Here is a 14,914-nt window from a genome sequence, read left to right as displayed (position 1 = left end):
TGGGCAAAGACCTTGGTGTCAAACAGGTGCATGTTCCGGTTTGTAAAATCAGCAAACCGGGATGGGCGCGATGGATGAAAAACGTAAGGCAACCTTGATCGGTTCGGTTGCCGTAATTCTTTGGGCCATGCTTGCCCTGTTCACGACCGAAGTGGCCGACATCCCGCCGTTTCAATTGGTCAGTTTGTGCTTTGGTATTGCCAGCATTTTCAGTGCGCTCTGGATCACGTTCCGTGGGGGTGATGTGGTTCGCGCCTTGCGTCAACCACTTGGTGCCTGGGCGCTTGGTGTGGCGGGGCTTTTTGGCTATCACTTTTTCTATTTTGTCGCGCTGGCAAACGCCCCGGCGGTTGAGGCCAGTCTGATTGCCTATCTCTGGCCGCTGCTGATTGTTTTGTTTTCTACACTTTTGCCCGGTGAACGCTTGAAATGGCAGCATATCGGGGGTGCTGTTCTGGGGTTGTTTGGTGCCGTTCTTCTGGTGGGTAAAGGGCAAGCCCTGACCTTTGATCCGGCATTTGCGCTGGGATATGGCGCGGCAATTGTCTGTTCCCTGCTGTGGTCAGGCTACTCGGTCGTGAACCGGCGCTATCGAAATGTTCCGGTGGGGGCAGTCTGCGGGTTTTGCGCAGGTGCGGCCATTCTCGGCCTTGTTACGCATGGCATGATCGAAGACTGGGTAACGCCGAACGCCAGACAATGGCTTGCTATTCTCGGGCTCGGACTGGGCCCGGTCGGGGCCGCATTCTTCGTCTGGGACCATGGCACCAAACACGGTGATATTCAGATCCTCGGTGTTCTGGCCTACGGTGCGCCGCTGCTCAGCACCTGCTTGTTGATTGCGTTCGGCAAGGCGATTGCAACGCCGGCTATTATCGCCGGCTGCATCTTGATCGTTGGCGGCGCCATTCTGGCTTCGGCAAGCTTGAAGTCGCCTAAGGACAAGCACCAACTTCCCGTTGAGTGAGTCGATAGCCAAATCCTGTGTCACATATTGGTCACGTTTACGTGATTTTACGTAAATTCATCAATGTTTGTGCTGTGCACTATCCTGTAAATGACCTATAGTCGCTCTGTACTTGGGGAGGGGGCGTAGAACAACAATTACGCATCCAAGGACAGATGAATGACGCAGTCAAATAAAGACATTGCGCACGAAATGAAGCAGGCAATGTCAGTCGGCCAATTTGACAGGGCGGCCAAAATCGGTGCGCGGCTGTTGCGTTTGCATCCGAAAAGAACTGATATCGAAATCATGACAGCAGTCAGCGAGTTGCACGGTACTTATCTTGCGAACGCTGGTAGACGATTGAAGAAACTGTTTAATTCTCTCTCGCTGGATGATCGGTACTGGGGCCCCGTGGCCCAAAATTTTCTTCGATATGCATATCAGACAAATGACTTTGGCTCATTGGAAGCCGCAGTCAGAAAGCGTATTCATGCTGCGCCGCAGAACGATTTGTTGCCCTATGTGTTGGCCGACGTATTATTCCAAGCAGAGGTTTACAAGAGTCCAGGGCTAAGCGTAGCGCCAAGCTTGTCGGAAGCGATTGAAATTTTGCGTGCTATCACCCCCGAAAACCCCAAGTTTGAAGATAGTCAGTCTTTGCTCGCACGCATTTATCTGCATCAGGAACAGCATGCACAGGCATTTGATTTGCTTGAAGAGTATGTCGCACGCAACGCCGAAAACATGTCAGTTCGAATGTTGTTGGCATCTTCATATGCCTTGGCGGGTGAGGCTGAAAAGGCTGTTGCGGCCTGCCATCGAATCATTGAACTGGATCCTTCCTTCAGTGCTCAGCCATACCTGATCATTTCCTTTATGCGCCCGCAATCCATGCCCGAAGGTGCCTGCGGTGTTCTTGATGCAATGCTTGATAAGGCGGATATAGCAAAAGGTGAGCGTTACAAGGCGGCCTTTGCGCGGGCAAAGATCGAGGAAATGAAAGGCAACATGAAAGAGGCCTTTGATTTATATCGGTTGGGGCATAGTGCAAACCGGTCGGAGCGGCCGTTTGATATGCCGCGCGAACTCATGGAACTTGCGCGTTTGCGTGATATGGCGGGATCGGTGCCGGTTTTGGAAGATGTCAGCTCAGAAAACGAAGATGGCCCGCGCCCGATCTTCATCGTCGGGATGCCGCGATCCGGAACAACCCTGACCGAGCGTATTCTTGGCGCCCATCCTGATGTGCATGCCGCCGGCGAAATCGGCGACTTTGCCAAGGCGGTGATTGATGTGGTCGGACGTGGCCAGATTTCTGATCAATTGGCGCGCATCGATGCCAAGGCAGCGAAGAAAATTCGCAAACAGTATCTTGCGGCACTCAAGGCCTATGCGCCCGAAAAACGGTTTGTCACCAACAAGACACCAGCCAATTTCCTGCGTGTTGAGATGATCCGGCGCGTCTTTCCCGATGCACCGATCATTCACACCCATCGCCATCCACTTGCGACCTGTCTATCGATCTACACGACACCGTTCTCGATACCGATGCGGTATTCCGATGATCTCGGCGAATTGGCAGATTACTACCGCGGTTATGTCGGACTGATGAATGCCAGTTTTGAAGCGGATCACAATGGCCAGTTGTACGATCTTTCGTACGAAGACCTGGTTTCTGATCCGGAAGCTGTTGCACAGGATTATCTGGCCCATTGCGGACTGGATTGGCATCCGGGATGTCTTGAATTTTATCGTGCCGGCAAAGTTGCTGCGACGGCCAGCATGATCCAGGTTCGTCGCCCGATCAATCAGGACTCCGTCGAGAAATGGCAACGGTTTGAGCCGTTTATCGGGCCGTTGGCATCCTTGGCCGATGATCCGTATGTTCAGCAATGGAGTGCTGCGCGCAAATCATCGCGCCGTGCGGTTGCTGCGTGACCAAACGGGTTGGTTTGGGTTAGAAGGTATCGGTAAAGATGATGCCGACAAACCGGGAGCACCGCGATGTACACGACCATTCCAAAGGCAGAACTGCACCTGCATCTTGAAGGGGCGATGACGCCATCGCTTGTCCGCAGCTTTGCCAAGCGCAATGGTCTGACATTGCCCGATCATATCTATGATGCGCAGGACCGTTATATCTGGCGTGATTTTCCCGAGTTCCTCAACAGTTTTGACAAGGCGAGTGCCGCCATCCGCACCAAGCAGGATTATTCCGATCTGACCTGTTCCTATCTGGTAGAGCAGGCAAAGGTCGGCACGCTTTATGTCGAGATTTTCTGTTCGCCGACCCATGCGGCCAGTTGTGGATTGTCATTTGACGCGCATCTTGAGGCAGTCGTTGATGGTATTGACCGTGCCGAAAAGGAAACCGGGATCATTGGCCGGATTATCATGACCTGTGTGCGCCACGTTGGGCCGGGTGTGGCGGTCAAGGTCGCGCGTGAAACGGTTGATTGTCGTCACCCGTACATTGTCGGTTTTGGCATGGGCGGCAATGAAAGCATGTTCACGCAGGAAGATTTCTATCCGGCGTTCAAGATCGCCCGCGATGCCGGTCTTGGCTGTACCACCCATGCCGGTGAGGTCGAAGGACCGCAAAGTGTCTGGGATGCGATTGAAAAACTTCCTGTGACACGGATCGGCCACGGGGTGCGGTCAATCGAAGATCCCAAACTGGTCGAAACACTGGTCAAACGCGATATCGTTCTGGAAGTGTGTCCGGGATCGAATATCGCCCTGTCGGTGTTCCCGGATTACACATCCCACCCCTTGCGCAAATTCTACGACGCGGGGGTCAAGGTGACCCTTGGCTCGGACGATCCGCCGTTTTTCTTTACCTCGCTTGCGGCCGAATATCAGCGTGCCGAGGAGGTGTTCGGTTTTAGCCCCGAAGAGCTCAGCGGTTTGACCCGTACCGCGATTGAAGCGGCCTTTGTTGATGAGGCGACCAAGGCGAAACTTCTGGCAAAGCTCTAAGGTTAAAACTCATTCAAATCACCGCCCAGGTCTCCCGGATTCACTTTTTTGCGTGCGCGCGATGTGCGCATCAAAAATTTGCCAGAACCTGTTTCGATAAATGTCACGTTCCTGAAGAATTTCGTGGCGGGCTTCGGGGATCTCCGCAATGGTGATCGACGGTACGTTGCCAAACAGATCTTCCGTCGTCTGGTTGGAAACAACCTGATCGTTCCCGGCCAGAACAATGGTGATGGGGGGCAGGGACCATATGCCGGACTTCATCTGTTCAATCCGGGTGGTCAGGGATGCTTGCGCCTTGAAACAGGCATCAAGCCAGCCAGCAGAAACGCCACCGACCACAAGGTTCGGGCTGCTTTGCAAGATAGCAACATTTCGCGCATGGCGGACCGGATCGGAAGTCAGAATGTTTTCAGCCTCAAACCCGGCAAGCGGGCTTAGTTTGCGTTGACCAGGCAGGTACTGTTTGTCAAATCCATACCGACACATACTGTCGGCGACAAATTGCGCCGCCAATGACAACCAGTCAGGGCCGCCCAGTCCAAAAAATGGCGCGACCATCACCACGCTTTCCCACAGATCCGGTTGATCGAGCATCATCGTCATCGCAACCAGCCCACCGGTCGAGTGCGTTATCAGAAGCGGGCAGGCAATTCCGTGGGCGTTTTTGACATGGTCAATAACATGGCGTGTATCGGCGATATATTGCGCAACATCATGGACATACCCCAACACCGGATCATTCGTTTCGCGGGACGACCCACCGTGGCCGCGAAAATCAAAGGTCACACAGCCAAAACCACGTTCGGCAAGCTCGTCCGCCGTTTCCTGGTAACGTTCAATATATTCCCCGCGCCCCTGCAGGATCAGGACATGCTGGCGCGCGTTTTTGGGCGTCTGAACACCAAAGCGCAGATTTATCCCGTCCCGTGTTTCGAAAATGTCGGTCGCAAAAGTCATGGGGCGGCTTCAGTTCCTAATCCTGCGCGGTGATTGCCTTTGCGATGAAGGCGGCCATTTTATCCATCATACCGGGGAAATCGGGATTGAATGTGCCACGACGCATTGTGCCGGGGGGCGCGTCGTCAAAAAGATTGCGTTCGCCATACAGGACATCCGTGCCGGACTGGCAGTTTGATCGGGCAGTCTCGTCGTCATAATGTCCGCAATCGGGGACCGCGCCATCAAGGCCATAAATGGGATCCTTGGGGCTCATGGTAATTGCGGTGTGGGCATGGTTGAGTGTCCGCATTTCGTCGTCTTCCGAGCGGACAATTTCAATGCCGTCGCAGGTTGCGCTCCCACTTGGCGGGTTGATTTTGCCCTGATACCAGATCAGGTGTTTTTGCGGGCTGGTGACCTTGTTGCAGAAGAAGTCACGCATCAGGTCGGGATTGATGGTCTGATCGTCCGAACTGACAACGCCGAAAACCGGGACATTGAAATCGGCCAGCTTTCCTTGGCCAAAGGGCTTGGTCAGCAGATAAAACTCCGCTGCCGCGTTCATCGCCATCGAACCATATTTGCCGGGATCGTTATTCTCACCCTCACCGACCCAGTCTTTGACATATCGGACATAGGGGGTAAGCCAGGCCTGTTCGCTTTTGGCGGCAAGACCGGGCGACAGCATAACCAGTGCTTTGATCAGATCGCTCTTGGCCTGTTGTTCGCTATAGACCCGCCCAATCAGGGCGGCCCCGGTCGAAAATCCCATCGGGACGATGTGATCGATTTCATCCCCAAAGCTGTTCATGCCGAAACGAACGGTTTCAAGCCAGTCTTCATATTCGACATCAAGCAGATCGCCCGGCACGGTGCCATGCCCCGGAAGAAGAACACCGTGAAACGTCGCACAGGGAAGGCGTTGGCGAAGATCATCACGGATGTCACTTAACCAGTAAGGGCTGTCGGTCAGGCCATGTACCATCAAAAAGCCAACACCATTTCCCTGCGCAGGGTCGGTTTCGTCGGTAGTGCAGGTGTTGCTCACCGGTCCAAGCGCATAAGGCGCACGCATATCGACAACCTGATCAAGGGTATGGATGCCAAACGGTTTTTCTGCATGCGCAAATCGTGTCGCGGTAAGGACGTCGCGGAGTTGCTGGCGTGTGGAGCGGACATAATCTTCAAACGGCAATCCTTCGGCGGGCGGAGCAATCGCGGCACCGGATGGCGAAAGCGGGTCGGTTGACTTTGCGCAGGCACCTGTCGTCAAAAGTCCCAGCAGGGCAAGGGATGCCAAACCAGTCTGAAATATGCGGGACGTACCCATGATGATTGCTCCGTTCGGTTCCCGGGATTGGACGTGGTTTTTCTATTGTTGTCAGAAGATGTTAACGCGGGAAGTCACATGGTGCGAGAAACAAAAAAGCGATCTGTTAACAGATCGCTTTTTCATCAGTATCACCGCTATGAGTAACCGGATTATTCCACCAGTTCCCAGCTGTGCGTGACCTCTGCGGCCTTTGAAAGCATGATGGATGCCGAGCAGTATTTTTCTGCCGAAAGCTCGACAGCGCGACCGACCTTGGTTTCATTAAGGTTTTCACCCTTTACCTTGAAGTGCAGGTGGATTTTGGTGAAGACCTTCGGGTCGGTTTCTGCACGCTCGGCCTTAACGTCGGTTTCGACATCAAGAACGTTTTCCCGACCCTTCTTAAGGATATGAACAACGTCAATCGACGAACAGCCACCGATACCAAGCAGAAGCATCTCCATTGGGCTCGGGCCAAATCCGTTATCCCTGTCGCCATCCATGACGACACCATGTCCGGTGCCACTCATTCCGGTGAAGGTCAGGTTTTCAAGCCACTTTACACGCGCTTCCATCTTCGCATTCCCATATGTGAACAATTATTGTCTTAACCTCTAGCCCGCCTTGCGCCCACCTGCAAGGTGAGATCATGGAAAGTCGGCCGGGCTGTGGTCACAAATGCGACCATGAGTGGTAAGTTGTTATAGGAGTTTTTACTTTCCGGATGGATACTGGTGTAATTATTCAGATCCCTATGGTGCAGGAGTATCAGTCATGACAGAGGATCCGACGCGCAGCAAAAGCCGTTTCATGATGGGCATGGAGCATGTCCTGCGTGAGATCAATCACGAAATCATCAGCCCGGCCATTCCGGACATGTCGGTTGAAAATGCTGTGCCGCTGATGATCACCGTTGCACGGCTTCGGGCGGATTATCTGAAATTTGCCTTTCATCTTTGCGATGATCGCGCGGAGGAGCACCCGACGGTGGACGAGCTGGCAAAGCTCAAGCATCTGAGAGAAAGCTTTCAGGAAATGCTGGCCGTGGCCAAGGAACTCGAACACTGCATTGATCGCGGTTACATCGATCTTCCGGCGAAAAAATAACGATATTCTCACCTGCACCCGTGTTTGATGTCCTGCTATTCAAAAAAATAATGACTTATTCTCCAGTATATGCAATGGGTTGCGCATATAAATACACAAGGCCGTCTTAAAAGGTCTGATCTGGGACATCACATAAAACACGAATAAAGGGAGAGCGCTGCTTTGCAGCGCGCCGGGTGTCTTGTCAGTCAGTGCGGATGTTGTGGCAACTGCGGCGTTGTCACGCGACAGTCTTATTTTTCTTGATCCGGATGGCCTTACCGTCGTCTATGTCAACGCGGCTGCGGAAAAGCAGCTTGGCGATGCAAAATCTGTTTTGCGCAAAGGCACAGAGGTCAAACAGCTTCTGGCCTATCTTGCCAAAAATGGTGAATTTACCGATGGCGACGCGGTGGCCGCAGTTCGTAACGCCCTTGCATCGATTTCTTCGGGCAAACATGCCGAACTTCCGGCCTTTCGTCTGGGCAAAACGCCGTTTAACTGGCATTGCGATGTCGGACCGTCCGGAACATTCGCGCTGGTACTGCGTGATGCCGGACGGGCCCAGGAACTTGCCAAGGCACTGTCAGAACACAAGACGTTCATTCAGCACCTGATCGATGTTTTGCCAACCCCGGTTTATCTCAAAAACCGCGAAGGGGTTCTGACCCGCTGCAACGGTGCCTTTGCCGAACTGTTTGGTACGGATGTCGAAACGGCGATTGGCAAGAGAATGGCGGATTTTGCCCCCAAATCACTTGCCAAAACCGTCGGTGAACTTGAGGCACCGTTACGCGATGCCGAGGGGCAGGTACGTGACGAGATTACCTTTGCGATTGATGACAAGGAATGCACGGCCCTGTTTGCCGCCGCCACCCTCAGGGGCCCAAGTGGCGCGATTGCGGGCACCATCGGATCATTGATTGACGTGACCAGCCTTAAAAAGGCGCAGGCCGAGGTCGCCGAGGCATCCCAGCGTCTGACAGGTTTGCTTGAAAGTGCACCGATCGGGGTCGGGATTTCCAACCGCGAAAGCGGCGTTTTCAAATTCTTCAACAGCACATTTTCCAAAATGCTCGGAATTGAAGACGAAAGCAAAGCAACGGATTCCATACTTCTTTCCGAACGTTATCGCGAGAAATCGCTCGAGGATATGGATGCGCTGGGCGAACTTCAGGATGTCGAGATCCGGCTGCGCCGATCTGATATGCCCGAGGCGCGCTGGCTTAAAACATCCATCGAACCGCTTTCGTTCCAGGGCGAGGAAAGCGTGCTTTGGTGGACCAGCGACATCACCAAGCAAAAGCACGCCGCGCGCGAATTGCAGAACAAGGCCAATAATGATGAACTGACCGGGTTGGCCAACCGTGCGCGCTTCATGCAGAAACTTGACCAGTGTGAAACCGTGTTGCGCGGAACCGATACGCCCGCCGCGATCTTTATCCTTGATCTTGATGGTTTCAAACGGCTGAACGACACACAAGGTCACGCTGCGGGGGACTGGGTGCTGGTTGAAACCGGCAAGCGCCTGAAACGTGCCGCCCGCCGTGCAGAAGAGGTTGCGCGGCTGGGCGGGGACGAGTTTACCTTGCTGTTCTTAAACAAGGGCGCAGAAAAGGAAATGGCGGAGGCAGCAGAAGCCATTCTTGCCGAAATGAGCCGTCCATTTGTCTGGGAAGGACATGATTGCGATATTTCTGCCTCGATCGGCTTGGCTGTGTTTGATGGCGGAAATTGCGATATGAGCGAGCAACTCCGCCGTGCTGACAAGGCGATGTATGAAGCCAAGGCAGCAGGCAAGGCGCAATATCGCCTCTATGCTCCGGATATGGAACCCGATCTGCATACTGACGACTGAGCCGGCAGGAATTGTTCTCCACGAAGTGTCAGCGTGCTTGGCTCAATCGGGTTTGATGCCCAGGGCTTTCAACAGCTGTTTGATATAGGGTGCATAGGGTTTCCAGCGTTCAACACTGGTCTGATAAAGGCCCTGTCGGACCTGTGCCGCACTCGCAGTCCGGACCGAGCGCTCCGTCTTGTGGAAATCCAGCATCGCGTCATCCCAGGGCAGGCCAAGAAAGTCGATCAGCCTGCGGGCTTCGGGCTCGATATTGGTGACCAGATCTTCGTAATTGATCTCGATAAACCGATCCTTTGGCAGCACGGCGCGCCAATGCGCCATCAGGTCCTCATAGGCGCGATAAAACTCGCCCAGTTCTGTCTGGTTGCAGGTATAGACCTGCAGATTGGCAAAACGCTTGGAATAGCAAGACAGACAGGTGTCGACCGGATTGCGGCGACAATGAATGATCTTGGCACCGGGCACGGAAAGCAGGATCAACCCAACCCACGAAAAATTCCCCAGCATCTTGTCGATGATCAGCTTTGTCGCCGGGGTGGGCGGATACATCGCGTTGACTTCTTCGCGATAGGACTTCGCGAGTTCCGCAAGCAGCGCAGAATTGCGGATTTTGTCATGGTCTTCCGGCTGATTGGGGAAAAGTGTGCCAAACAGGCGATCCTTGAATTTCGGGAATGTCCGCAACTCACCCGTTGCCAATGTTTCTGGATGGCTGCCTAGTATTTGCTCGATCAGCGTGCTGCCACAGCGTGGCATGCCAACGATAAAGGCATGAGCTGGGCCGTTGTCGTCTTGTTGCGGCAGGTCTTTGAACAGCTCCGCCGGAAAGTAATCGGCAATCGCGCGCACCCGCCCGCAAGCGATCTTTGAATCATAGGCCTTTTGCGTCGGCGTGTTTTCAGCGAAGTCCTGACGGCGCAAGGCATTGGCGGCATCAAGATGGTGGATGGCCTGCTTTGGGTCTTTGCTGTCGATATAGGCCTTGCCAAGTGCAAAGCCGATCATCTCCCGATCAACCTTTTGCAGCACGAAGTCAGCATCGTTGAGGATATCGACCATCATCTTGATTTCGGGACTGTCGGGCTCGAACTTCATGACGTCGGCCAGATCATGCCAAGCACGCCCTGATTTAGGGTTTTGGGCGATGACTTTCCGGAAGCATTCCTGCGCACCTTCCAGATCGCCCATGTGACGTTTTGCTTCGCCGAGTTGTAGCAGATTGCTTGTTCGGCGTTCCGGATCATCCGGGCCGATCTCTTCCGCCCGGGCAAGGTATTCCAGTGCTTCTTTTTCGCGCCCGACCTTGAGAAGGGCTGAGCCAAGGTTGTTCAGGGCACGCCAGTTATCGGGGCTAAAGCTGACAGCCTTTTCAAGGATGGTGATGCCTTGGGTGATGTGTTCTGCCTGAATAAGGTAAACGCCAAGGTCGCTATAGGTCTGTCCATGGGTCGGGAATTTCCGGATCGCGGCAAACAGGATTTGCTGAACGAGATCATACCGGCCTGCACTGGCAAAAATGCCGGCAAGTTCACGGAAATAGTCAATTTTACTGTCAGGCAGATTGCAGGCGGATTGCAGCAGCTGTGCGGCTTTGTTCAGATTGCCCGTTGCGCGATGGACCTGAGCCATCATCATCAAGGCGGGACCGTAGCCTGGCGCGGTTGACAGCGCCTGCTGTGCGCGTGCCTTCGCATCTGCGGCGTTGCCTGATGCAAGGGCGCTTTGCGCCGCCTGGATCAGTTTGTCAGCCTTTTGACGGTTGCGCTTTTCGGCGAAACTCGATGGTGGTGCTGCCTTGGTCATGAAGCTGATTTAATCCCGATGCGAAAGGTGAGGTCAAGCTTAGCGGCAAAGGGGTAAGCAAACTGTTAGGGCGGGGACGGTGAAACGAAAAACGCCCGGCCAATCGGCCGGGCGTTTCGCGTAAGCATTGTCTTCCGGATGGAAGATTAGCCGCTGTAGTACATGTCGAATTCGACCGGGTGCGGAGCCTGTTCGAAACGAACGACTTCTTCCATCTTCAGGGCGATGTATGCGTCGATCAGGTCGTCGGTCATCACATCGCCTTTTTTCAGGAATTCGCGATCTGCGTCGAGGCTGTCGAGAGCTTCGTGCAGCGAACGGCAAACGGTCGGAACTTCTTTGAGCTCTTCCGGCGGAAGGTCATAGAGGTTTTTGTCCATTGCTTCGCCCGGGTGGATCTTGTTCTCGATGCCGTCAAGGCCAGCCATCAGCATTGCAGAGAATGCGAGATACGGGTTGGCAAGGGCATCCGGGAAGCGGATCTCAACGCGTTTGCCTTTCGGAGACGCGGTGTACGGGATACGGCAGGAAGCAGAACGGTTACGGGCAGAATATGCCAGCAGAACCGGTGCTTCGAAGCCCGGGACCAGACGCTTGTAGGAGTTGGTCGTCGGGTTGGTGAAGGCGTTCAGTGCTTTGGCGTGCTTGATGATACCGCCGATGTAGTACAGAGCGGTTTCAGAAAGGTCAGCATAGCCATTGCCAGCAAACAGCGGCTTGCCTTCGTGCCAGATCGACTGGTGGGTGTGCATGCCCGAGCCGTTGTCACCGAAGATTGGTTTCGGCATGAAGGTTGCGGTTTTGCCATACTGGTGAGCAACCATGTGGATGCAGTATTTGTAAACCTGAACCGCGTCAGCATGTTCGATCAGGGTGCCGAAAGCGATACCCAATTCGTGCTGCGACGGTGCAACTTCGTGGTGGTGCTTTTCGCAACGCACGCCCATTTCGTTGATGTAGTTGACCATTTCGGCACGGATGTCGTTTGCCGAGTCAACCGGCGGTACCGGGAAGTAACCACCCTTCGGACCCGGACGGTGGCCGCGGTTGCCGCCTTCGAATTCGGTGCCGGTGTTGTACGGACCTTCTTCGGAGTCAAGTGCGTAAGCCATGCTCTCCTGCGAGGTGCTCCAGCGAACGTCGTCGAACATGAAGAATTCCGGCTCTGCGCCGAAATATGCGGTGTCGCCGATACCAGCGGACTTCATGTATGCCAGTGCGCGTTTCGCGGTCGAACGCGGGCAACGCTCGTAACCCTGGCCGGTGGCCGGTTCGATAACGTCACAAACAAGGATCAGGGTCGGCTGCGCGGTGAACGGATCAACAACGGCGGTCGACGGATCCGGCATCAGGATCATGTCGGATTCGTTGATTTCTTTCCAACCGGAAATCGACGAACCGTCGAACATGATGCCGTCAACAAAGACGTCTTCGTCGATGGTGCAGATATCCTGTGCGGTGTGCTGCCATTTACCTTTGGTATCGGTAAAGCGCAGATCGACAAACTGGATGCCTTTTTCTTTGATCAGATTAAGTACAGAAGCAGCGTCAGACATGATGCAACCCTTTAAAACTCATAAACAGTTACCGTATGGTGTTCAACGAAAGGCGTGACCGATCAGATCGCGTCGTTACCCCGTTCACCAGTACGAATACGGATCGCGTCCTCAAGTGAGGAAACGAAAATTTTACCGTCGCCGATACGCCCGGTATGAGCGGCTTGCTGGATTGCCTCAATCGCACGCTCTACCAGCGTGTCCTCGACGACGATTTCCAGCTTTACCTTCGGCAGAAAGTCCACAACGTACTCGGCGCCGCGATACAGCTCCGTATGACCTTTCTGACGTCCGAAACCTTTGGCTTCGGTGACGGTAATCCCTTTGAGACCAATCTCTTGAAGGGCCTCTTTTACCTCGTCAAGCTTGAACGGCTTGATGATGGCTTCAATTTTTTTCATTAGCGCCCTCTGCTTTTTGGCGAGAGTTGCGTTGAACTCTGTAAAGCGTAATGCTTCGCCCGCTGACTATTGCACGGACCATGCCAGTTTTCACCGGCAACGGCATTCTAAGGATTCTCTGTGCGAAAACCCAGCAAAACCCATGAAATTTTTAAGATTTTCTGGTTTGCTGGTGACTGTGTTTTAGGCAAGATGTTCAAAAAATATGCAAACACCCTGTTTGAAGGGCAGGCAGGCCCGTTCAAACCTCTCCGGGCTTGCCATTCCGGGGCCATCATGCGACAGGATTTGCTATGCAAGGGTGTTGTCGGGCACAAAAAATATGCCTGATGACCGGGACTCGACTGACCATGATACGACCGGGGGCCACCATCCGGTGAACGACCATAATATAAAGGACGCCTCATGACCGAATTCGTCGGCAATCCGCTTTTCGCTTCGGGCGGGATCACGATCTTCGAAGTGATGAACGAACTGGCCCAGAAACATAAGGCCATCAATCTGGGGCAGGGTGCGCCGGATGAAGATGGCCCGGCTGATATTCGCGAAGCCGCCGCCAGGGCATTGATGGAACTGTCCAACCAGTATCCGCCGCTGGCCGGTGTGCCCGAACTGCTTCAGGCCGTTGCCGATCACAATAAACGGTTTTATGGCATCGAGGTTGATCCGAAAAAAGAAGTGCTGGTTTCCGTCGGTGCGACCGAGGGGTTGGCTGACGTGATCCTTGGTCTGGTCGCACCAGGTGATGAAGTCATCCTGATCGAGCCGCTTTATGACAGCTACCTTCCGATGGTGAAGCTGGCGGGCGGTATTCCCAAGCTGGTGCGCGTCACCCCGCCGCACTGGGAGCTGCCACGTGAAGAACTGGCGGCGGCCTTTTCGGAAAAAACCAAGCTGATCCTGCTGAATTCACCGCAGAACCCGTGCTCGAAGGTTTATGGCGATGATGAGCTGCAATTCATTGCCGATCTGTGCATCAAGCATGATGTGATTGCGCTGTGTGACGAGGTTTATGAGCATCTGGTCTTTGACGGGCGCAAGCACAAACCGTTGATGACGTTCCCGGGCATGCATGAACGCACCGTGCGCATCGGATCGGCGGGCAAGACCTTCTCGCTGACCGGCTGGAAGATTGGCTATATCACGGCTTGTGCAAAGCTGATGGAGCCGATCAAGAAGGCGCATCAGTTCCTTGTCTTTACCGTCGCACCCGATCTGCAACATGGTGTGGCCTATGGGCTTAACAAGGATGATGCCTATTTCGAAAACTTCACCGCCGAAATGCAGGCCAAGCGTGATTACCTGATGAAGGGGCTTAAGGAAGTCGGGTTTGACGTGCTTGATTCGCAAGGCACCTATTTCATCACCTGCGATTTCCGCCCGCTTGGCTATGATTGCGATGATGTCGAGTTCTGCCAGATCATGATCAAGGAAGCCGGCGTGGTCGCCATTCCGGTATCGGCCTTCTATCAGGGTGAAGATGGCGGTGTGCGCAACTTTGTGCGGTTCTGCTTCTGCAAGGACGAAGCCAAAATGGCCGAGGCGATTGCGCGCATGAAAAAGGCGTTTGCCAAGTAAGCCGTGGGCGCAAAACAAGGCATTTGAAAGAACATCGGGCCGACATGGAAATGTCGGCCCGTTTTGGTTGCGCGAGGGCGATAGTGTCAGGCTGTTTGTTCAAGTGTGCCCTGTCCCTGAAGCGGCAGGCCCGCCTCGCGCCAGCCATTCTTGCCTTCGTGATAATCGCGCACATTGCTGTAGCCAAGCTTGGTCAGCGCCATCTGGGCAATGCCGGAATTCTTGCACGGGCCGCTGGCGCAATAGACAACAATCGGTGCATCCAGATCGGGCAGGATCTGTTTGATGCCCTCATCAATCGCATCATGTGGAATGTTGATCGCACCGGGCAGGTGGGCATCAACATAATACCGCGCCGGAAGTGCTTCGATCAGGGTCGGGGCAGTGGCGGTGCCAAGGGCGGCCTTAAGCTCGTCACGGGTAATAGTTCTGGTCATTTTCCAATCT

13 protein-coding genes are annotated in these 14,914 nt (G+C 54.1%); 6 read left to right on the top strand and 7 right to left on the bottom strand.

Translation table 11 applies throughout. The annotated features are described in order from the left end of the window. Positions 1 to 70 precede the first annotated feature (70 nt). From yddG to TH4_RS19200, 3 genes are all read left to right on the top strand, one after another. Positions 71 to 967, top strand: a complete 897-nt coding sequence (yddG, locus tag TH4_RS19210; protein WP_064782433.1) for an aromatic amino acid exporter YddG — start codon at positions 71 to 73, stop codon at positions 965 to 967. Positions 968 to 1,558: 591 nt separating this feature from the next. Next, a complete protein-coding gene (locus TH4_RS19205) occupies positions 1,559 to 2,887 on the top strand; it encodes a tetratricopeptide repeat-containing sulfotransferase family protein (RefSeq protein ID WP_167351241.1) in 1,329 nt (442 codons plus the stop codon). A gap of 66 nt (positions 2,888 to 2,953) precedes the next feature. Beyond that, positions 2,954 to 3,928 carry an adenosine deaminase gene (locus TH4_RS19200; protein WP_064782396.1) on the top strand — a complete coding sequence of 325 codons (975 nt, stop codon included), beginning with the start codon at positions 2,954 to 2,956 and terminating at the stop codon, positions 3,926 to 3,928. A gap of 18 nt (positions 3,929 to 3,946) precedes the next feature. On the opposite strand, the gene TH4_RS19195 is transcribed toward TH4_RS19200, so the two are convergent. The 3 genes from TH4_RS19195 to TH4_RS19185 all read right to left on the bottom strand — a co-directional run bounded on the left by TH4_RS19195 (position 3,947) and on the right by TH4_RS19185 (position 6,757). Further along, complete coding sequence (locus tag TH4_RS19195) at positions 3,947 to 4,888, bottom strand: alpha/beta fold hydrolase (RefSeq protein WP_064782395.1); 942 nt, start codon at positions 4,886 to 4,888, stop codon at positions 3,947 to 3,949. A 16-nt stretch (positions 4,889 to 4,904) separates the two neighbouring features. Continuing rightward, positions 4,905 to 6,200, bottom strand: a complete 1,296-nt coding sequence (locus TH4_RS19190) for an alpha/beta hydrolase (RefSeq protein WP_064782394.1) — start codon at positions 6,198 to 6,200, stop codon at positions 4,905 to 4,907. Positions 6,201 to 6,352: 152 nt separating this feature from the next. Then, positions 6,353 to 6,757 carry an OsmC family protein gene (locus TH4_RS19185; protein WP_063088127.1) on the bottom strand — a complete coding sequence of 135 codons (405 nt, stop codon included), beginning with the start codon at positions 6,755 to 6,757 and terminating at the stop codon, positions 6,353 to 6,355. Between the two features lie 199 nt (positions 6,758 to 6,956). Here TH4_RS19185 and TH4_RS19180 point away from each other — a divergent pair, with 199 nt between their 5' ends. Together TH4_RS19180 and TH4_RS19175 are read left to right on the top strand one after the other, a co-directional pair. Then, complete coding sequence (locus tag TH4_RS19180; RefSeq protein WP_008890686.1) at positions 6,957 to 7,289, top strand: hypothetical protein; 333 nt, start codon at positions 6,957 to 6,959, stop codon at positions 7,287 to 7,289. Positions 7,290 to 7,470: 181 nt separating this feature from the next. After that, complete coding sequence (locus tag TH4_RS19175) at positions 7,471 to 9,126, top strand: sensor domain-containing diguanylate cyclase (RefSeq protein WP_209272276.1); 1,656 nt, start codon at positions 7,471 to 7,473, stop codon at positions 9,124 to 9,126. Positions 9,127 to 9,168: 42 nt separating this feature from the next. On the opposite strand, the gene TH4_RS19170 is transcribed toward TH4_RS19175, so the two are convergent. From TH4_RS19170 to TH4_RS19160, 3 genes are all read right to left on the bottom strand, one after another. After that, positions 9,169 to 10,932, bottom strand: coding sequence for a tetratricopeptide repeat-containing sulfotransferase family protein (locus tag TH4_RS19170; protein ID WP_064782393.1), 1,764 nt, complete (start codon positions 10,930 to 10,932; stop codon positions 9,169 to 9,171). Between the two features lie 146 nt (positions 10,933 to 11,078). Then, positions 11,079 to 12,488 (bottom strand): type I glutamate--ammonia ligase, encoded by a 1,410-nt coding sequence (glnA, locus tag TH4_RS19165; protein ID WP_008890688.1) that lies wholly within the window; start codon positions 12,486 to 12,488, stop codon positions 11,079 to 11,081. A 62-nt stretch (positions 12,489 to 12,550) separates the two neighbouring features. Continuing rightward, complete coding sequence (locus TH4_RS19160; protein ID WP_007091888.1) at positions 12,551 to 12,889, bottom strand: P-II family nitrogen regulator; 339 nt, start codon at positions 12,887 to 12,889, stop codon at positions 12,551 to 12,553. A gap of 405 nt (positions 12,890 to 13,294) precedes the next feature. Here TH4_RS19160 and TH4_RS19150 point away from each other — a divergent pair, with 405 nt between their 5' ends. Then, positions 13,295 to 14,467: an aminotransferase gene (locus TH4_RS19150; protein ID WP_064782391.1), complete on the top strand. Its 1,173-nt coding sequence runs from the start codon at positions 13,295 to 13,297 to the stop codon at positions 14,465 to 14,467. 86 nt (positions 14,468 to 14,553) lie between these two features. Here TH4_RS19150 and TH4_RS19145 read toward each other — a convergent pair whose 3' ends face one another. Beyond that, positions 14,554 to 14,904 (bottom strand): rhodanese-like domain-containing protein, encoded by a 351-nt coding sequence (locus TH4_RS19145; protein WP_064782390.1) that lies wholly within the window; start codon positions 14,902 to 14,904, stop codon positions 14,554 to 14,556. Positions 14,905 to 14,914: the final 10 nt, after the last annotated feature.

The organism is Thalassospira tepidiphila MCCC 1A03514 (assembly GCF_001662875.1).
GTDB lineage: Bacteria > Pseudomonadota > Alphaproteobacteria > Rhodospirillales > Thalassospiraceae > Thalassospira > Thalassospira tepidiphila.
This window is presented reverse-complemented; position numbering and strand designations above follow the sequence as displayed.